General features: G+C 22.0%; 31 protein-coding genes. 2 read left to right on the plus strand and 29 right to left on the minus strand.

The genetic code is table 11. The features are described 5' to 3' along the window. Positions 1-445: 445 nt before the first annotated feature. The 3 genes from GJT82_RS01305 to tsaC are packed head-to-tail and all read right to left on the minus strand — an operon-like array spanning position 446 to position 2,505. The gene (locus tag GJT82_RS01305; RefSeq protein ID WP_168819494.1) at positions 446-1,072 is read right to left on the minus strand and encodes a Fe-Mn family superoxide dismutase; all 627 of its coding nucleotides are present in this window, start codon (positions 1,070-1,072) and stop codon (positions 446-448) included. A 27-nt stretch (positions 1,073-1,099) separates the two neighbouring features. Then, a complete protein-coding gene (gene aroE, locus GJT82_RS01310) occupies positions 1,100-1,936 on the minus strand; it encodes a shikimate dehydrogenase (RefSeq protein ID WP_168819496.1) in 837 nt (278 codons plus the stop codon). 20 nt (positions 1,937-1,956) lie between these two features. Then, positions 1,957-2,505, minus strand: coding sequence for an L-threonylcarbamoyladenylate synthase type 1 TsaC (gene tsaC, locus GJT82_RS01315; RefSeq protein WP_168819498.1), 549 nt, complete (start codon positions 2,503-2,505; stop codon positions 1,957-1,959). A 158-nt stretch (positions 2,506-2,663) separates the two neighbouring features. Here tsaC and def point away from each other — a divergent pair, with 158 nt between their 5' ends. Next, positions 2,664-3,188 carry a peptide deformylase gene (def, locus tag GJT82_RS01320; RefSeq protein ID WP_168819500.1) on the plus strand — a complete coding sequence of 175 codons (525 nt, stop codon included), beginning with the start codon at positions 2,664-2,666 and terminating at the stop codon, positions 3,186-3,188. A gap of 17 nt (positions 3,189-3,205) precedes the next feature. Next, positions 3,206-4,180 carry a methionyl-tRNA formyltransferase gene (fmt, locus tag GJT82_RS01325; RefSeq protein WP_168819502.1) on the plus strand — a complete coding sequence of 325 codons (975 nt, stop codon included), beginning with the start codon at positions 3,206-3,208 and terminating at the stop codon, positions 4,178-4,180. A gap of 9 nt (positions 4,181-4,189) precedes the next feature. On the opposite strand, the gene rplQ is transcribed toward fmt, so the two are convergent. The 26 genes from rplQ to rplD all read right to left on the minus strand — a co-directional run bounded on the left by rplQ (position 4,190) and on the right by rplD (position 16,785). Further along, complete coding sequence (rplQ, locus tag GJT82_RS01330; protein WP_168819504.1) at positions 4,190-4,564, minus strand: 50S ribosomal protein L17; 375 nt, start codon at positions 4,562-4,564, stop codon at positions 4,190-4,192. Between the two features lie 34 nt (positions 4,565-4,598). After that, positions 4,599-5,591, minus strand: coding sequence for a DNA-directed RNA polymerase subunit alpha (locus tag GJT82_RS01335; RefSeq protein WP_168819507.1), 993 nt, complete (start codon positions 5,589-5,591; stop codon positions 4,599-4,601). Between the two features lie 24 nt (positions 5,592-5,615). Beyond that, on the minus strand, positions 5,616-6,236 hold the full coding sequence (rpsD, locus tag GJT82_RS01340; RefSeq protein WP_168819516.1) for a 30S ribosomal protein S4: 621 nt from the start codon (positions 6,234-6,236) through the stop codon (positions 5,616-5,618). A 34-nt stretch (positions 6,237-6,270) separates the two neighbouring features. Further along, the gene (gene rpsK, locus GJT82_RS01345) at positions 6,271-6,663 is read right to left on the minus strand and encodes a 30S ribosomal protein S11 (protein WP_168819518.1); all 393 of its coding nucleotides are present in this window, start codon (positions 6,661-6,663) and stop codon (positions 6,271-6,273) included. Positions 6,664-6,684: 21 nt separating this feature from the next. Then, positions 6,685-7,041, minus strand: coding sequence for a 30S ribosomal protein S13 (rpsM, locus tag GJT82_RS01350; RefSeq protein ID WP_168819520.1), 357 nt, complete (start codon positions 7,039-7,041; stop codon positions 6,685-6,687). A gap of 52 nt (positions 7,042-7,093) precedes the next feature. Next, complete coding sequence (gene rpmJ / locus GJT82_RS01355; RefSeq protein ID WP_168819522.1) at positions 7,094-7,210, minus strand: 50S ribosomal protein L36; 117 nt, start codon at positions 7,208-7,210, stop codon at positions 7,094-7,096. A gap of 59 nt (positions 7,211-7,269) precedes the next feature. Beyond that, on the minus strand, positions 7,270-8,595 hold the full coding sequence (secY, locus tag GJT82_RS01360; RefSeq protein WP_168819524.1) for a preprotein translocase subunit SecY: 1,326 nt from the start codon (positions 8,593-8,595) through the stop codon (positions 7,270-7,272). A gap of 7 nt (positions 8,596-8,602) precedes the next feature. After that, positions 8,603-9,037 carry a 50S ribosomal protein L15 gene (gene rplO, locus GJT82_RS01365; RefSeq protein WP_168819526.1) on the minus strand — a complete coding sequence of 145 codons (435 nt, stop codon included), beginning with the start codon at positions 9,035-9,037 and terminating at the stop codon, positions 8,603-8,605. A gap of 1 nt (position 9,038) precedes the next feature. Then, entirely contained in the window at positions 9,039-9,218 is a 180-nt protein-coding gene (gene rpmD / locus GJT82_RS01370; protein ID WP_168819528.1) for a 50S ribosomal protein L30, read from the minus strand. Then, the gene (gene rpsE, locus GJT82_RS01375; protein WP_168819530.1) at positions 9,202-9,732 is read right to left on the minus strand and encodes a 30S ribosomal protein S5; all 531 of its coding nucleotides are present in this window, start codon (positions 9,730-9,732) and stop codon (positions 9,202-9,204) included. Before rpsE ends, rpmD begins: the two co-directional genes overlap by 17 nt. A 25-nt stretch (positions 9,733-9,757) precedes the next feature. Continuing rightward, the gene (gene rplR / locus GJT82_RS01380) at positions 9,758-10,111 is read right to left on the minus strand and encodes a 50S ribosomal protein L18 (protein ID WP_168819532.1); all 354 of its coding nucleotides are present in this window, start codon (positions 10,109-10,111) and stop codon (positions 9,758-9,760) included. Between the two features lie 20 nt (positions 10,112-10,131). Continuing rightward, a complete protein-coding gene (gene rplF, locus GJT82_RS01385; RefSeq protein WP_168819534.1) occupies positions 10,132-10,665 on the minus strand; it encodes a 50S ribosomal protein L6 in 534 nt (177 codons plus the stop codon). Positions 10,666-10,685: 20 nt separating this feature from the next. Beyond that, positions 10,686-11,078 carry a 30S ribosomal protein S8 gene (gene rpsH, locus GJT82_RS01390; protein WP_168819536.1) on the minus strand — a complete coding sequence of 131 codons (393 nt, stop codon included), beginning with the start codon at positions 11,076-11,078 and terminating at the stop codon, positions 10,686-10,688. A gap of 31 nt (positions 11,079-11,109) precedes the next feature. Then, entirely contained in the window at positions 11,110-11,415 is a 306-nt protein-coding gene (rpsN, locus tag GJT82_RS01395; protein ID WP_168819543.1) for a 30S ribosomal protein S14, read from the minus strand. 10 nt (positions 11,416-11,425) lie between these two features. Then, complete coding sequence (gene rplE, locus GJT82_RS01400; protein ID WP_168819546.1) at positions 11,426-11,965, minus strand: 50S ribosomal protein L5; 540 nt, start codon at positions 11,963-11,965, stop codon at positions 11,426-11,428. Positions 11,966-11,982: 17 nt separating this feature from the next. Beyond that, entirely contained in the window at positions 11,983-12,297 is a 315-nt protein-coding gene (rplX, locus tag GJT82_RS01405; RefSeq protein WP_168819548.1) for a 50S ribosomal protein L24, read from the minus strand. 19 nt (positions 12,298-12,316) lie between these two features. Then, the gene (gene rplN / locus GJT82_RS01410; protein ID WP_168819550.1) at positions 12,317-12,688 is read right to left on the minus strand and encodes a 50S ribosomal protein L14; all 372 of its coding nucleotides are present in this window, start codon (positions 12,686-12,688) and stop codon (positions 12,317-12,319) included. 79 nt (positions 12,689-12,767) lie between these two features. After that, on the minus strand, positions 12,768-13,022 hold the full coding sequence (rpsQ, locus tag GJT82_RS01415) for a 30S ribosomal protein S17 (protein WP_168819553.1): 255 nt from the start codon (positions 13,020-13,022) through the stop codon (positions 12,768-12,770). Positions 13,023-13,025: 3 nt separating this feature from the next. After that, positions 13,026-13,217 (minus strand): 50S ribosomal protein L29, encoded by a 192-nt coding sequence (gene rpmC / locus GJT82_RS01420; RefSeq protein ID WP_168819555.1) that lies wholly within the window; start codon positions 13,215-13,217, stop codon positions 13,026-13,028. After that, a complete protein-coding gene (gene rplP / locus GJT82_RS01425) occupies positions 13,214-13,636 on the minus strand; it encodes a 50S ribosomal protein L16 (protein ID WP_168819557.1) in 423 nt (140 codons plus the stop codon). Before rplP ends, rpmC begins: the two co-directional genes overlap by 4 nt. A 14-nt stretch (positions 13,637-13,650) precedes the next feature. Further along, positions 13,651-14,355 carry a 30S ribosomal protein S3 gene (rpsC, locus tag GJT82_RS01430; RefSeq protein ID WP_168819559.1) on the minus strand — a complete coding sequence of 235 codons (705 nt, stop codon included), beginning with the start codon at positions 14,353-14,355 and terminating at the stop codon, positions 13,651-13,653. 13 nt (positions 14,356-14,368) lie between these two features. Further along, positions 14,369-14,704 (minus strand): 50S ribosomal protein L22, encoded by a 336-nt coding sequence (rplV, locus tag GJT82_RS01435; protein WP_168819568.1) that lies wholly within the window; start codon positions 14,702-14,704, stop codon positions 14,369-14,371. Between the two features lie 23 nt (positions 14,705-14,727). Then, a complete protein-coding gene (gene rpsS / locus GJT82_RS01440) occupies positions 14,728-15,015 on the minus strand; it encodes a 30S ribosomal protein S19 (RefSeq protein WP_168819570.1) in 288 nt (95 codons plus the stop codon). A gap of 23 nt (positions 15,016-15,038) precedes the next feature. Beyond that, entirely contained in the window at positions 15,039-15,860 is an 822-nt protein-coding gene (rplB, locus tag GJT82_RS01445) for a 50S ribosomal protein L2 (RefSeq protein ID WP_168819572.1), read from the minus strand. Positions 15,861-15,880: 20 nt separating this feature from the next. After that, positions 15,881-16,183: a 50S ribosomal protein L23 gene (gene rplW / locus GJT82_RS01450; protein ID WP_168819574.1), complete on the minus strand. Its 303-nt coding sequence runs from the start codon at positions 16,181-16,183 to the stop codon at positions 15,881-15,883. Continuing rightward, positions 16,180-16,785 (minus strand): 50S ribosomal protein L4, encoded by a 606-nt coding sequence (rplD, locus tag GJT82_RS01455; RefSeq protein ID WP_168819576.1) that lies wholly within the window; start codon positions 16,783-16,785, stop codon positions 16,180-16,182. The genes rplW and rplD overlap by 4 nt, the downstream gene beginning before the upstream one ends. Positions 16,786-16,821 lie beyond the last annotated feature (36 nt).

Raw genomic sequence — 16,821 nt, forward strand, 5'->3', positions numbered from 1 at the left:
ATTTAATTTTTTAAGATATTTTAAATTTTTAACAAAAAAAATTTTTGTACTCTACAATAACTTGTTTCATTTATTAATATTTATATATTAGTTTCAAATAAATTAAAATTAAACTCTTAAGGTACTAATTTTATTAATTTTTTTAATACTTATATTTTATTAAATTATAATTAAATCTATAAATATTTTTCTAAATTTATTTATTAATTAATTAATAATTTTTAAAATAATTATTTTTACTAACTATTATAATCTAATAAAACATAAAATCTTTTTTTTTGAATATCTAAGTTAAAATTTATTTAAATAAATTTTAAAGAAATTAATAATTTTAATGCATATAATAAAATTATATTTATAATTCTTAATTAAATAAAAAATTAAAAACGATATGTTTTATTATATTATATATAAATAAACATATCGTTTATAAAAAAATCAAAAATTATATTTCATTTTTTAAAAATAAATTTTGTACTTCATCCCAATTTAATATATTCCAAAAAGCTTTAATATATAAAGATCTTTGATTTTGATATTTTAAATAATATGCATGTTCCCATAAATCTAAAGCTATAATAGGATAACCAAAAAAACCATTAATTTTTTTACCCATTAATGGATGATATTGATTTTTAGTAGTAACTATACTTAAAATATTATTTTTTTTTATTAACCAAATCCATCCTGAACCAAAAAAATTTATTGCAATATTTTCAAAATTTTTTTGAAATTTTTTAAAACTACCAAATGATTTTATTATAGCATTTTTTATTATATCATTAGGTTGAGTATTTTTTTTTAAAATTTTCCAAAAAAAACTATGATTTGCATGTCCTCCTACATTATTACGTAAAAAATTTCTTTGTAAAGTTGATAATGGTATTATATCTATCATAGATAACAATTCATTTATTGAAATATCTTTTAATTTAATTTCATTAAGAACTAAATTAGTATTATTTATATAACTTTGATGATGTTTTGTATGATGAATTTCCATTGTTTCTTTATCAAAAAATGGTTCTAATGCAGAATAATTATATGATAAAGATGGTAATTTATAAACCATATAAATGATTCCTTTATAAAAATTGTTTTAAAAAAAATATTTTTTTTTAAATTGTTTTAAAATTAATTCAGTATTAGGCATAACTCCATGCCATAAAAAAAATGAATAAGCTGCTTGTTCTATTAACATACCTATACCATCAGATATTTTTTTAGCACCATGATATAAACACCATTCTAAAAATGGTGTTATATTTATACTATAAAATAAATCATAGCAAAAAATATTAGAATGAATAATTTTAGAAGAAATTTTTGGAACTTCACCTTTAATACTACTAGATGTTGCATTTATAATTAAATCATAATTTATTTTTTTATTATTAATAATATTATCAATATCTTCTATTTTAATAATACTAATATTTTTTTTATTATTAAAAAATTTTAGAAGATTATAAGAATTTTTATAAGTACGATTAACTATTGTAATTTTACAACCAAAATTAATAATAGAATATATAATTCCTTTAGCAGCACCTCCTGCACCTAATAATAATATATTACTATTTTTATGTATAAATTTAATTTTTTGTAAATCTTTTAATAATCCAATTCCATCAGTATTATCTCCTAATATTTTATTATTTTTAATAATTTTTAATGTATTAACTACTCCGCTTTTAATTCCTCGATCTGTTAAAAAATCACATATATTATATGCTTTTTTTTTAAAAGGAATTGTAATATTAGCACCATAGCCTCCATTTTTAAAAAAATTATTAATTATATTATTAAATTTATCAATTGGAACATATATTTTTTTATATTGTTGTATAATATTTAATTGATTAGCAAATAATTTATGTATTATAGGGGATTTACTATGTTTTATAGGATTTCCAAAAATAGCAAATATTTTCATATTATATTACTTATTCCTTATTATCCTTTACGAATAATTTTATTTGTTATACTATCTCTAATTTCAGATGGTTTTTTATATCCTGCAATATAATCTTTTAAAATTAATATTTTTTCTTTAAAATAATAATTAATTTCATGAGAATACAAACATGGTTTATAACCTGTTATATTTGCACTAGTAGAAACAATAGGTTTACCATAAAGACGACATAATTTATTAATAGGATAATAATTAGTTATACGAATAGCTATTGAATTAAAATTTCCAATTAACCAATAAGGAGTATTAAGTGATATAGGAATTGTCCATGTCATAAATTTTTGACATGATAAAATCATATTAATATTATTTAAAGATAATTTTTTTTCATCTATGTAAGATAGTATTTGTTTGTAATTTGCAGCTATTAAAATTAATCCTTTATTAATATCACGTTGTTTCATAGATAATAATTTATAAACTGCATTTTTATTGTCAGGATCACATCCTAATCCAAATACAGATTCAGTAGGATAAGCAATTATTTTACCTAATTTTAATTCATTAATAAATATATCAAAATTCATAATTTAATTATCATTTATTAATATTAATAATTATTATTGTATTTAATTTTATTTTATCATATAATTATCATTTAATAAAAAATATATTGATCAATAATATTTAAAATAAATATAAAAATAATAATTTAACAATAAATAATTTTTTATAAAAGATTTTTATGTCAATATTAAAATTATTATATTTTCCAAATAATAAATTACGAATTATAGCTAAACCTGTAAAAAGAATAGATGATAAAATCAAATTATTAATTGATGATATGATTCAAACCATGTATATAAAAAAAGGAATAGGTTTAGCAGCAACACAGATAGGAACACATAAGCGTATTATAGTTATAGATATATCAAATAAACAAAATAATCCTTTAATTTTTATTAATCCAAAATTAATTATAATAGATAAAACAAAGATTAGTAATGAAGAAGGATGTTTATCAATACCTCTACAAAAACATTTTATTTTTAGGTATAAAACAGTAAAAGTGCAAGCAAAAAATTTAATTAATAAAAATTTTGAAATAGAAACTAGTAATTTACTATCTTACTGTTTACAACATGAAATAGATCATTTAAATGGAATTTTATTTATTGATTATCTATCAAATTTAAAATATCAAAGAATTTATCAAAAAATGGAAAAATTTCATAAAAAAATGAAACGTTGTAAAATAAATAAATAATATAATATACAATTATAATGAGTAGAAAAAAAATTAAAATTATTTTTATGGGAACATCTAACTTTGCTGTTTTTCATTTAAAAACATTATTAAATTATTATCAGGTAGTTTGTGTTATTACTAAGGCAGATAGTTATTCTAATAGAGGATATAAATTAACTTTTAGTCCTATTAAAAATTTAGTATTAAAACATAAAATAAAAATTTTACAACCTTTATCTTTAAATACTAAAGAATTTTTAAATTCAATATTAAAATATAAATTTGATATGATTATTGTTGTAGATTATGGTTTATTAATACCTCAATCTATTTTAAAAATACCACCTTTAGGATGTATTAATGTACATGCGTCATTATTACCAAGATGGAGAGGAGCAGCACCAATACAAAGAGCTTTATATGAAAATGACGCTAAAACAGGTGTTAGTATTATTAAAATGAATAATTATTTAGATGCCGGAGATATTATATATCAAAAAGAATGTAATATTGACTATAATGATACATATGGTACATTGTATAATAAATTATGTATTTTAGGTTTAAAAAGTCTTTTATATGTTTTAAATATCTTTTCTAATGGAAAAGATATTAAATTAAAACCTCAAACCAAAAATAATTTTAAGATAACATATGCTAATAAAATTTTAAAAAAAGAAAGTAAAATAAATTGGTTTTTTCCAACTAAAAAAATAGAATGTATAATTCGTGCATTTAATCCATATCCAGGAACATATTTTTTATTAAAAAATGAAAGATTTAAAATATGGAATGTAGAAATAATAAATAATAATATTGATAAAAACATATTAGTTCCAGGTAAAATATTATCTATAGATAATAAAAATAGTATTGATATAAGCACAATTGATGGAATTTTAAAAATAAAGATAATTCAACCTAGTGGTAAAATTCCAATGAATGTTAAAGATTTTTTAAATAATAAAAAATATAAAAAACTTTTTTCTAAAGGTAAAATTTTAAAATAATTTAAATATTTATTTATTTTTAACCATTTTTCGATCTAATAATTCTATATATGACATTGGTGCTTTATCACCACTACGAAATCCACATTTTATTATACGTGTATATCCACCTAATCTATGTTTAAATCTTGGTGCTATAAAATTAAATAATTTAATTAAATTATTTTTATTATTTATACGAGAACGAATCAATCTTTTATTAGATATATTATTCTTTTTTGCAATTGTTATTAATGGTTCTATTGTTCTTTTTAATTCTTTAGCTTTTACAGTTGTTGTTTTAATAATTTCATATTTTATTAAAGAATTAGCCATATTTTTTAACATAGATTTACGATGACTACTAGTTCTATTTAAATGACGACCTATTTTACGATGACGCATATAATATTACCTTATATTATTAAAAATAAAAATATTATTTATTTATTAAAATTGGGGGCCAATTTTCTAAACGCATTCCTAATGATAAACCTTTAGAAGCTAATACATCTTTAATTTCTGTTAAAGATTTTTTTCCTAAATTTGGAGTTTTAAGTAATTCAACTTCAGTACGTTGTACTAAATCACCTATAAATTGTATTGATTCTGTTTTAAGACAATTAGCTGATCTTACAGTTAATTCTAAATCGTCTACTGGACGTAATAAAATGGGATCAAACTCAGGTTTTTCTTCTTTAATTTCTTGTGGAGGAATATCACGTAAATAAACAAAAGTTTCTAATTGCTCTGAAAGAATTGTAGCAGCTTTTCTTATTGCTTCTTCTGGATCAATAGTTCCATTAGTTTCCATTTCTATTATTAATTTATCTAAATCTGTTCTTTGTCCTACTCTTGCAGCTTTAACATTATAAATTATTCTTTCAATTGGACTATAACATGCATCAACTAATAATCTACCAATTGGGAAATTATCACATTTTTGAGAATGAATTTTAGTATATGCAGCAATATATCCTCTTCCTAATTCAACTTTAATCTTCATATTTATTGAAGTATTTTTATCAGTTAAATTACAAATAAGATAATTTGGATTTACAAATTCAATATCATTTCCATGTTCTAAATCAGCTGCTATAACTGGACCAATACCTGATTTATTTAAAGTTAAAAAAAATTCTGTTTTATTACTTTTTACTTTAATAGCTAATTTTTTTAAATTTAATAAAATTTCAATAACATCTTCTTGGACTCCTTCTTTAGTACTGTATTCATGTAATATTCCATTAATTTCTACTTCAGTAACTGCATATCCTGGCATAGAAGATAATAAAATACGTCTTAATGCATTACCTAATGTATGTCCAAATCCTCTTTCTAAAGGTTCAAGAGTAACACTAACAGTAGTTTTATTAATTTTTTTAATATTAACTAAACGAGGTTTTAAAAATTCAGTTACAGAATTATTCATTTATAATATCTCAATTTTATAAAATTATTTTGAATATAATTCAATTATTAAATGTTCATTAATATCTGATGATAAATCAGAACGTTCCGGAATATGTTTAAATATTCCTTCCATTTTATCGATATTTATTTCTAACCAATTTGATTTTTCAAATTGACTAGAAAGATCTATAGCAGCTTTTATTCTTATTTGTTTTTTTGATTTTTCACATATTTCTATTTTATCATTAATATTTAATTGATAAGAAGGTATATTTACAATACGATTATTAATTTTGACAGATTTATGAGATATAAGTTGTCTAGCTTCTGATCTAGTTACACTAAATCCCATTCGATATAGAATATTATCAAATCTTCTTTCTAATAAACACAATAAATTAAATCCTGTATTTCCTTTTAATCTTAATGCTTTTTTATAATAATTATGAAATTGTTTTTCTAAAATACCATATATACGACGTACTTTTTGTTTTTCTCTTAATTGTATGCCATAATCAGACAACCTAGATTTTTTCATACCATGTTGTCCAGGGAATTGTTCTAATTTACACTTTGAATCAATGTTACGAACATTAGATTTTAAAAACAAATCTGTACCTTCTCTTCTACTTAATCTTAATTTAGGTCCTAAATATTTTGCCATTTTTATTCTCTTTAATATTATAAATAATAATTTATTATACTCGTCTTTTTTTTGGAGGACGACAACCATTATGAGGTATTGGTGTAATATCAGTAATATTTGTAATACGAAAACCTGCATTATTTAATGCTCTAATTGTTGATTCTCTTCCTGGACCTGGTCCTTTTACCATAACTTCAAGATTTTTTATACCATATTCTCTTACAAATTCAGCACAACGTTCTGCTGCTACTTGAGCAGCAAATGGTGTTGATTTACGAGAACCTCTAAAACCAGAACCTCCTGCTGTGGCACATCCTAATGCATTTCCTTGTCTATCTGTAATAGTAACAATAGTATTATTAAAAGAAGCATGTATATGTGCAATACCATCTGTAATTTGTTTTTTAATATTTTTTTTTAATTTAGAAATTTGTTTTTTTTTCATATTAATATCTCAATAAAATTATTATTTTTTAAAAATTTTACGAAATTTTTTTCTAGTATGTGCATTAGTTTTAGTACGTTGTCCTCTTACTGGTAAACCTTTACGATGTCTTAACCCACGATAACATCCTAAATCAATTAATCTTTTAATATTTAAATTAATTTCTCTTCTTAAATCTCCTTCTACTTTAAATTTAAATACTTGTTCTCTTAATAAATCTACTTGTTTTTCTGATAATGAACTTACTTTAGTGTATTGATTAATATTAATAATTTTGCAAATATGCATAGAATGAGAATTACCAATACCATAAATATATTGTAATGCTATTTTAATATGTTTATTATCAGGAATATTAATTCCTGCTATACGAGCCATAATTACTCCTTTATAAAATATAATAAATAATATAAATAATTATTAATTTTAGTTAACCTTGACGTTGTTTATGTTTAGGATCTTTTTTACATAAAACACGAATTACTCTATTACGACGAATAATTTTACAATCACGACATAATTTTTTAACAGAAGCACGTACTTTCATAGTATAATATATATTCCTTTATAAAAATATTTTTTAAATAAATATTTAATTTTTTAAATTTATGATTTTAAATTAATTTTTTTCAATATAGATTCATATTGAGTAGACATTATTAATGTTTGTATTTGAGTTATAAAATCCATAATAACTACTACTACTATTAATAATGATGTTCCTCCGAAATAAAAAGGGACATTTATTAAATTACGTAAAAATTCAGGAATTAAACAAATAAAACTAATATATATTGCTCCTGTTAATGTTAATCGTAAAATAATTTTTTTAATATATTTAGCTGTTTGTTCTCCAGGACGTATTCCTGGAATATAAGCACCTGATTTTTTTAGATTATCTGCTGTTTCTTTAGGATTGAATACTAAAATAGTATAAAAAAAACAAAAAAACATAATTAATGATACATATAATATCATATAAAATATTTGTTTAGGTTGTAAAATAATAGCAATATTTTTTAGCCATTCCCATCCTGTACTACCTCCAAACCAAGATGCTATTGTTACAAAAAATAAAATAATACTAGAAGCAAATATTGCAGGTATTACTCCTGACATATTAATTTTTAATGGTAAATGAGTATTTTGTTGTCTATATAAATTTCTTCCATTATATCTTTTAGCATAATTAACTATTATTTTTCTTTGCCCTCTTTCTATAAAGACAACAAAAAAAGTAATAGTAAATATTATTACTAATAATATTAATAATATAAAAAAATTTAAATCACCTTCATTAATTTGTTCTATTGTATTTCCAATAGCAACAGGTAAATTTGAAACAATACCTACAACTATAATCATTGAAATACCATTACCAATTCCTCTATTTGTAATTTGTTCTCCCAACCACATTAAGAATATAGTTCCTGTTACTAAACTTAATACAGAAATACAAAAAAAACAAATTCCAGGATTTAAAACTAAATTTTGCATACCTGACATTTTGGGTAAACCAGTTGTAATACCTATAGATTGTATAATAGATAAAAATAATGTAGTATATTTAGTATATTTATTAATTTTACGTCTGCCAACTTCTCCTTCTTTTTTTAAAGCAATTAATTTAGGATGTAGTACACTTAATAATTGTAAAATAATTGATGCTGAAATATATGGCATAATTCCTAAAGCTAAAATAGAAGCTCTACTTAAAGCACCACCAGAAAACATATTAAACATATCAATAATAGTACCATGTTGATTTTGAATTAATTTATTTAATATATTTAAATTTATACCTGGTATAGGTATAAAAGATCCTATCCGAAAAATAATTAAAGCACTAATTAAAAATATGAATCTTTGTTTTAATTCACTAAAACCTTTTTTAGTACTTTGAAATTCTAATTTAGAAAATGGTTTTATCATTGATTTTTTATTCCTCTACTTTTCCACCTAATTTTTCAATAGAAAGTTTTGCATTTTTTGTACAACTTAATTTAAAAATTTTTACAGGTATAAAAATTTTTCCAGTATTTATAATTTTAACATATTTAGTTTTTTTATTAATAATTTTAAATAATTTTAAAGTATTTAAATCAATTATATTACTTTTTATTTTATTTAAATCACTTAATTTAACTTCTTTATAAAACATTTTTTTACGTGATCTAAAACCAAATTTTGGTAATCTTCTATGTAAAGGAGTTTGTCCTCCTTCAAAAGATTTATTTATTTTATAACCAGAACGAGATTTTTGTCCTTTATGACCTCTACCACTAGTTTTTCCTAATCCTGAACCAATACCACGTCCTAAACGCTTTTTATAATGTCTAGATCCCAAAGAAGGAGATAAGGTATTTAAATACATTTTAATTTCCTATTTTTATCATATAAAAAATTTTTTTAATCATACCTAAAATTATAGGAGTTTTCTTTTTAATTACTGTATGTCCAATATGTTTTAATCCTAAACAACTTAAAATTGCCTTATGTTTTGGTAATCTTCCTATAGAACTTTTAATTTGTGTAATTTTAATATTTTTTAACATTTTTCATATTCCTTTCTATTTCTTCTATAGATTTATCTCTTTTAGCAGCAATCATTCTTAATGATTTCATACTAGATAAACTTCTTATGGTAGCTTTAACTATATTAATAGGATTAGTTGAACCATAAGATTTTGCTAAAACATTATAAATTCCAGTAACTTCTAAAACAGCTCTCATAGCACCTCCAGCTATAATTCCTGTTCCTTCATGTGCTGGTTTCATAAATATATAAGAACTTGTATAATTTCCTTTAATAGGATATTGTAACGTATTATTATTTAATACAATATTAATCATATTTTTTCTTGCTTTTTCCATAGCTTTTTGTATTGCACTAGGAACTTCTCTAGATTTTCCATAACCAAAACCAACACGTCCTTTACCATTGCCAACAACAGTTAATGCTGTAAATGAAAATATTCGACCCCCTTTAACAGTTTTAGATACTCTATTTACAGAAATAAGTTTTTCTTTTAATTCATTATTTTGATTTTTATTATCATAAATAGGCATTAAATTATTCCTTAAAATTTAATAATTAAAATTGTAAACCTGAATTACGAGCAGCATTTGCTAATGCTTTAATACGTCCGTGATATTTAAATCCTGAACGATCAAATGAAATAGTAATGATATTTTTATTAATTGCTCTTTTTGCAATTTTTTTTCCTATTATAATGGCAGCTTCTATATTACCAGTATATGATAATTTTTTATGAATATTTTTTTCTAAAGTAGAAGCAGTTACTAAAACTTTATTTTTATAGGATATAATTTGAGCATAAATATGACGTGAAGTACGATGTATGACTAAACGTGTAGTTTTTAATTTATAAATTTTTTTTCGTAATTTAGTTATTCTTTTAATACGAATAATTTTTTTTTTATTCATAGTATTTAATTGATTTATCCTTATTTTTTCTTTATTTCTTTAATTTTTATTTTTTCATAACTATATCTAATACCTTTTCCTTTATATGGTTCAGGAGTTCTGTAAGACCTAATATTAGCAGCTACTTGACCTAATAATTGTTTATCTGGTCCTTTTAAAAATATTTCGTTTTGATTTTTACAATTTGCTTGAATTCCTTTAGGTAAAGTATAATAAATAGGATGAGAATATCCTAACATTAAATTCAAAATATTATTATTAATGGAAACTTTATATCCTATACCAAATAAAATAAGTTTTTTAGAAAAACCTTTAGTTACTCCTATAATCATAGAATTTAATATAGATCTTGATGTTCCAGCATATGACCAAACATTATTATTATTTTTTTTAGGTAAAAATAATAATTTTTTATTTTCAATTTTAATTTTTATTAAAGGATTAACTATACTTTTTAATATACCATTTTTTCCTTGAACAGTTATTTTTTGTTTATTTATAATAATGTTAACATTATCAGGAATAAAAATAGGATTTTTGGCTATTCTAGACATTTTAATACCTTATTAGTTAATTATAAAATATGACAAATTATTTCGCCACCTATTCCATAATTACGTGCAGTATAATCAGTCATTATTCCTTTTGATGTAGAAATAATGGCAATACCTAATCCTTCCATAACTTTAGGTAAATTATTTTTTTTTTTATAAATTCTTAATCCAGGACGACTTATATATTTTATTTGTTCTATTACAGCTTTACCTTTAAAATATTTTAAATATATTTCTAATATAGAAATATTATTTTTAATAATTTTATAATCTTTTATATATCCTTCGTTTTTTAAAATAATTGCAATTGATTTTTTAATTTTTGAATATTGTATTATAACTTTTATTTTTTTTGATAATTGACCATTGCGGATTCTTGTTAACATATCAGCAATAGGATTTTGTATCCCCATATTTTTTATATCCTATAATATATTTATATAGTTACCAACTAGCCTTTTTTAATCCAGGAATTTCTCCTTTCATTGCAGATTCACGTACTTTAATTCTACTTAAACCAAATTTTCTTAAAAAAGCATGAGGTCTTCCTGTTTGTTTACATCTATTTCTTTGTCTAGAAAGACTAGAATCTCTTGGGAGAGATTGTAATTTAAAAATTGCATCCCAACGAATTTTATCTGATACATTTAAATCAGATATTATCTTTTTTAATTTTTTTCTTTTTATAAAAAATTTTTTTGCCAATTTTATTCTTTTAATTTCACGAGCTTTTATAGATTCTTTAGCCATAATATAATCCTTAATTACGAAATGGAAAATTTAATTCAGAAAGTAAAGCATAACCTTCTTTATTAGAATTAGCTGTAGTAGATATAGAAATATCTAAACCACGAATATAATCTATTTTATCAAAATTAATTTCAGGAAAAATTATTTGTTCTTTAATTCCTATATTATAATTACCATACCCATCAAATGATTTTTTAGATAATCCTCTAAAATCTCTTATTCTAGGTATTGCAATAAATAATAAACGTTCAAAAAAATACCACATTCTTTTTCCACGTAAAGTAACTTTACATCCTATAGGATATCCTTGTCTTATTTTAAATCCTGCTATTGATTTACGAACCTTAGTAATTAAAGGTTTTTGTCCACTAATTAAAGTTAAATCATTTATCGCGTTATTTAAATGTTTTTTGTCAGAAATAATCTTTCCTACACCCATATTTAAAGTTATTTTATTTATACGAGGAACCTGCATAATAGAGCGGTATTTAAAACTATATATTAATTTTTTTACTATTTTAGTCTTATAGTAATTATATAATTCTGACATAATATATTACCTATTTATTAAATAATTTGATTATTAGATTTTAAAAAACGTAATTTTTTACCTTTTATTATTTTAAAACCTATACGATCAGGTTTACCTGTTTTATTATTAAATACAGCTATATTAGATATGTGAATAAAATTTTCTTTTTCTATTATTCCACCTACTGATTCAGAATTAGAAGGATTAGGTTTAATATGTTTTTTTATTATATTTATTCCTTCTATAATTACTAATGTAGAATTAAAAAAATATTTTATTTTTCCTTTTTTACCCTTATCTTTACCTGTTAAAATAATAACTTCATCATTACAACGTATTTTAGATGTCATAATTTTTTTATTATCCTATTTAAATTACTTCTGGAGCTAATGAAATAATTTTCATAAATTTTTCATTACGTAATTCTCTAGTAACAGGACCAAAAACTCTTGTTCCTACTAGTTGTTCATTAGTATCATTTAATAATACACATGCATTATGATCAAAACGAATAACTGAACCATCAAAACGACGTATTCCTTTTTTAGTTCGTACTATAACAGCTTTTAATACATCACCTTTTTTTACTTTACCTTTTGAGATAGCCTCTTTTATAGTTATTTTAATAATATCTCCAATATTAGCATAACGACGACGTGAACCTCCTAATACTTTAATACACATTACACTTCGAGCTCCTGAATTATCTGCAACATTTAATATAGTATGTTCTTGTATCATAATTACTCCTTATTAATATAATAAATAATCTCTATAAAGTTTTAATAATTATTAATTAAAATTTATAAAAAAATATATTTTAAACTATTACTTTTTTAATAATATTTACCAAAATCCAAGATTTAGTTTTTGATAATGGTCTACATTCTTTTATTTCAACTAAATCTCCTATATTACATTTATTTTTCTCATCATGAACATGTAATTTTGTTGTTTTTTTTATAAATTTTCCATAAATTGGATGTTTTATAAATCTATTAACATAAACTACAATTGATTTATTCATTTTATTACTTATTACTTTTCCTTTTAAATTTTTTTTTTTATTTTGCATTATTTATAATCTCTTTTTTTGTGATAAAATAGTCTTAATTATTGCTATATTTTTTTTAGATTTTTTTAATAAATGAGTTTGTTTAAGATTTCCTGATTTTAATTGTATTTTTAAATTAAATTGTTCTCTAAGTAAACTTAGTAATTCTTTATTTAATTCTTGATAATTTTTTTTAATTAATTTATTTACATTCATAATATTTTTATTATATTTTTTTTATTTAAAAAAATAGTTTTTATTGGTAATTTTGCTGATCCTAATTTAAATGCTTTTTGTGCTAATTCTTCTGATATACCATCTATTTCATATAAAATTCTTCCAGGTTGTACTAATGCTACCCAATATTCAACATTTCCTTTACCCTTACCCATACGAACTTCTAATGGTTTTTTTGTTATAGGTTTATCAGGAAAAATTCTGATCCATATTTTTCCTTGTCTTTTCATAGTTCTACTAATAGCTCTTCTTGCAGATTCTATTTGTCTTGCAGTAATTCTACCTCTATTAACTGCTTTTAATGCATAAGAACCAAAATCAATATTCATTCCTACAACAATTCCTCTATTTCTTCCTTTATGCATTTTCCTAAATTTTGTACGTTTTGGTTGTAACATATAAAAATCCTCTTTTATTTTCTTCCTTTATTACGTTGTTTTTTAGGATGTAAAATTAATTTATCTAATTTTTTATTTTGAATATTAATATTACCTAATATTTCTCCTTTAAAAATCCAAACTTTAATCCCAATAACTCCATAAGTTGTATTAGCTTCAGCTAAACTAAAATCTATATCAGCTCGTAAAGTATGTAATGGTACACGACCTTCTCTATACCATTCTGTACGAGCTATTTCAGTTCCTCCTAAACGACCACTAACTTCTATCTTAACTCCCAATGCTCCTAACCTCATTGAATTTTGTACAGCTCTTTTTATAGCTCTTCTAAACATAACCCTTTTTTCTAACTGTGTTGAAATATTATCAGCAACTAATTTAGCTTCTAATTCTGGTTTACGAATTTCAGTAATATTAACTTGTGTAGGAACACCAGCTATTTTAGAAATAATTTTTCTAATTTTTTCTACATCTTCACCTTTCTTTCCTATTACTATTCCAGGTCTAGCTGTATGTATTGTTACTCTAATACTTTTAGAAGGTCTTTCAATTGTAATACGAGAAATTGATGCTTTTATTAATTTTTTATTTAAAAATTTTCTTACTTTAAAATCACTATATAAATTATTAGCAAAATCCTTTTTATTAGCAAACCAAGTAGAGTTCCATGTATGAATAATACCTAATCTTAAACCATTAGGATGTGTTTTTTGACCCATTATTTATATTTCCTTAGTTATTATCAGATAAAATTATAGTAATATGACTTGTATATTTTAAAATACGATCTGAACGTCCTTTAGCACGAGGCATAATACGTTTCATATTAGATCCTACATCTATAAAAATTCTTGATATTTTTAAATAATCAATATCAATACCATTATTATTTTCTGCGTTAGATACAGCAGAATTTAATACTTTTTTAATAAGAAGAGATGCTTTTTTATTAGAGAAATTTAAAATATCTAAAGCTTTTGATATTTTTTTTCCTCGTATAAGGTTAGCAACTAATCTTAATTTTTGAGCAGAAGATCGTGAATATAGATGTTTTGCTAAAACTTCCATTTTTATCCTTTAGTAAAAAATATTTATTTTTTTATTGTTTTTTTAATTTTTTTATCAGCACTATGTCCTCTATAAGTACGAGTAGGAGAAAATTCACCTAATTTATGTCCTACCATTTCATCTGAAATAAAAATAGGAATGTGTTGACGTCCATTATGAACAGCTATTGTTAAACCAATCATATTAGGAAATATAGTAGATCTCCTAGACCAAGTTTTTAACGGTTTTTTATTATTTTTTTTTATTGCTTTTTCTACTTTTTTTAACAAATGATAATCAATATAAGGACCTTTTTTTAAAGAACGGGACATATTTAAATTACCTTTTTAATTATTTACTTATGACGATGATGAATAATATATTTATCTGTTCTTTTATTATGTCTAGTTTTTTTACCTTTAGTTTGTATTCCCCACGGAGTAACTGGATGTTTACCAAAATTTTTTCCTTCTCCACCACCATGTGGATGATCTATAGGATTCATTGCAGTACCTCTTACAGTAGGTCTAATTCCTATCCATCTTTTAGCTCCAGCTTTACCTAAAGATTTTAACATATGTTCATTATTTCCAATTTCTCCTAATGTTGCTCTACAATTAGATTGAATTTTTCTTATTTCTCCAGATCTTAACCGTAAAGTAACATAAAAACCTTCTTTAGCTATTAATTGTACATATGTTCCAGCAGCTCGAGATATTTGTCCTCCTTTTCCTGCTTTCATTTCTATATTATGAATAATTGATCCTATAGGAATATTACTCATTGGTAATGAATTACCTATTTTTATATCAACGTTAATTCCTGATTGAATAATATCACCTATTTTTAAATTTTTAGGTGCTAATATATAACGTTTTTCTCCATCTTTATATTTAACTAATGCAATATTTGCAGAACGATTAGGATCATATTCAATACGTTCAATAGTTCCAGGAATAGAATCTTTATTTCTCTTAAAATCTATAATACGATATAATTTTTTATGTCCACCCCCAATATGTCTAGTTGTTATATGTCCATGATTATTACGTCCACCAGATTTATTTTTTTTTTCAATTTTTGATTTAAGTGGTTTTCCTTTATATAAAAAAGAATTTACTACTTTAATCATATGTCTTCTACCAGGAGATGTTGGTTTACACTTAATAATTGTCATATTTATACTTTTTATTTTTATTAGTTTTTATTTGTATTAAAATCTATATTTTGACCTTTTTCTAAAGAAATATATGCTTTTTTCCAATTACTACGATGATATATATGTTTTTTATTTTTTTTTGTTTTTCCTTTTACTATTAAAGTATTTATATTTTTAATTTTTACATTAAAAATTTTTTGAATAGCTATTTTTATATCTTTTTTAGTTGCTTTTTTTAATACTTTAATAGTAAAAGTATTTGTTTTTTCTATTGCTAAAGAAGATTTTTCAGATATATGAGGAGATTGTAAAATTTTAAAAAAAAATCCTGTTAAAATCATTTTAATATTTCCTCTATATGTTTAATTGCATTTATAGTTATAATAATTTTATCACTATTAATTAAACTAATTGGATTAATATTCATTGAATTTTTTATTTCTATATTATGTAAATTACGAGATGCTAAAAATAAATTTTTTTCTATTGATATAGAAATAATAATTATTTTTTTAAAACTAAAATTTTTTAGTTTATTTATTAAAATTTTAGTTTTAGGTTTTTTTATAATAAAATCACTTAATAAAATTATTCTATTTTTTCTAAAAAGTTCTGAAAAAATACTCTTTAATGCATTACGATACATTTTTTTATTAACTTTTTTGTAATATATTTTATTTTTAGATGCAAAAGTAACTCCTCCAGAGCGCCAAATAGGACTTTGTAATGAACCAGCTCTAGCTTTACCTGTACCCTTTTGTCTCCATGGTTTTTTTCCAGATCCTTTAACTTCACCTCTCGTTTTTTGTGCTTTACTTCCTTGTCTACTAACTGTTCTATAAGATTCTACTACTTGATGTATTAAAGATTTATTATAATGTCTATTAAAAACTTTATCTGATAATATAACTTTATTTTTGGTATCTTTTGTTATAATTTCCATTTTTTATTCCTGAATAAAAGTTTAATTTTTTCAATT

The sequence above is a fragment of the Enterobacteriaceae endosymbiont of Plateumaris rustica genome (assembly GCF_012562965.1).
Classification (GTDB): Bacteria; Pseudomonadota; Gammaproteobacteria; order Enterobacterales; family Enterobacteriaceae.

Coding starts and splice junctions, on each gene's coding strand:
- rpsK (WP_168819518.1), bottom strand. CDS start 6,663: ATGAAAAAAAAACAAATTTCTAAATTAAAAAAAAATATTAAAAAACAA.
- GJT82_RS01335 (WP_168819507.1), bottom strand. CDS start 5,591: ATGAATAATTCTGTAACTGAATTTTTAAAACCTCGTTTAGTTAATATT.
- rplW (WP_168819574.1), bottom strand. CDS start 16,183: ATGATTTTAACAGGATTTTTTTTTAAAATTTTACAATCTCCTCATATA.
- tsaC (WP_168819498.1), bottom strand. CDS start 2,505: ATGAATTTTGATATATTTATTAATGAATTAAAATTAGGTAAAATAATT.
- fmt (WP_168819502.1), top strand. CDS start 3,206: ATGAGTAGAAAAAAAATTAAAATTATTTTTATGGGAACATCTAACTTT.
- rplO (WP_168819526.1), bottom strand. CDS start 9,037: ATGTATTTAAATACCTTATCTCCTTCTTTGGGATCTAGACATTATAAA.
- rplP (WP_168819557.1), bottom strand. CDS start 13,636: ATGTTACAACCAAAACGTACAAAATTTAGGAAAATGCATAAAGGAAGA.
- rplD (WP_168819576.1), bottom strand. CDS start 16,785: ATGGAAATTATAACAAAAGATACCAAAAATAAAGTTATATTATCAGAT.
- rpsN (WP_168819543.1), bottom strand. CDS start 11,415: ATGGCTAAAGAATCTATAAAAGCTCGTGAAATTAAAAGAATAAAATTG.
- rpsC (WP_168819559.1), bottom strand. CDS start 14,355: ATGGGTCAAAAAACACATCCTAATGGTTTAAGATTAGGTATTATTCAT.
- rplF (WP_168819534.1), bottom strand. CDS start 10,665: ATGTCTAGAATAGCCAAAAATCCTATTTTTATTCCTGATAATGTTAAC.
- rpsD (WP_168819516.1), bottom strand. CDS start 6,236: ATGGCAAAATATTTAGGACCTAAATTAAGATTAAGTAGAAGAGAAGGT.
- rpsQ (WP_168819553.1), bottom strand. CDS start 13,022: ATGCAAAATAAAAAAAAAAATTTAAAAGGAAAAGTAATAAGTAATAAA.
- rplX (WP_168819548.1), bottom strand. CDS start 12,297: ATGACATCTAAAATACGTTGTAATGATGAAGTTATTATTTTAACAGGT.
- rplB (WP_168819572.1), bottom strand. CDS start 15,860: ATGACAATTATTAAGTGTAAACCAACATCTCCTGGTAGAAGACATATG.
- rplV (WP_168819568.1), bottom strand. CDS start 14,704: ATGGAAGTTTTAGCAAAACATCTATATTCACGATCTTCTGCTCAAAAA.
- rpmC (WP_168819555.1), bottom strand. CDS start 13,217: ATGAATGTAAATAAATTAATTAAAAAAAATTATCAAGAATTAAATAAA.
- def (WP_168819500.1), top strand. CDS start 2,664: ATGTCAATATTAAAATTATTATATTTTCCAAATAATAAATTACGAATT.
- secY (WP_168819524.1), bottom strand. CDS start 8,595: ATGATAAAACCATTTTCTAAATTAGAATTTCAAAGTACTAAAAAAGGT.
- rpmD (WP_168819528.1), bottom strand. CDS start 9,218: ATGTTAAAAAATATTAAAATTACACAAATTAAAAGTTCTATAGGAAGA.
- rplE (WP_168819546.1), bottom strand. CDS start 11,965: ATGTCAGAATTATATAATTACTATAAGACTAAAATAGTAAAAAAATTA.
- rpsH (WP_168819536.1), bottom strand. CDS start 11,078: ATGGGGATACAAAATCCTATTGCTGATATGTTAACAAGAATCCGCAAT.
- rplN (WP_168819550.1), bottom strand. CDS start 12,688: ATGATACAAGAACATACTATATTAAATGTTGCAGATAATTCAGGAGCT.
- rpsM (WP_168819520.1), bottom strand. CDS start 7,041: ATGGCTCGTATAGCAGGAATTAATATTCCTGATAATAAACATATTAAA.
- rplQ (WP_168819504.1), bottom strand. CDS start 4,564: ATGCGTCATCGTAAAATAGGTCGTCATTTAAATAGAACTAGTAGTCAT.
- rpsE (WP_168819530.1), bottom strand. CDS start 9,732: ATGCCTATTTATGATAATAAAAATCAAAATAATGAATTAAAAGAAAAA.
- rpsS (WP_168819570.1), bottom strand. CDS start 15,015: ATGTCCCGTTCTTTAAAAAAAGGTCCTTATATTGATTATCATTTGTTA.
- GJT82_RS01305 (WP_168819494.1), bottom strand. CDS start 1,072: ATGGTTTATAAATTACCATCTTTATCATATAATTATTCTGCATTAGAA.
- rpmJ (WP_168819522.1), bottom strand. CDS start 7,210: ATGAAAGTACGTGCTTCTGTTAAAAAATTATGTCGTGATTGTAAAATT.
- aroE (WP_168819496.1), bottom strand. CDS start 1,936: ATGAAAATATTTGCTATTTTTGGAAATCCTATAAAACATAGTAAATCC.
- rplR (WP_168819532.1), bottom strand. CDS start 10,111: ATGAATAAAAAAAAAATTATTCGTATTAAAAGAATAACTAAATTACGA.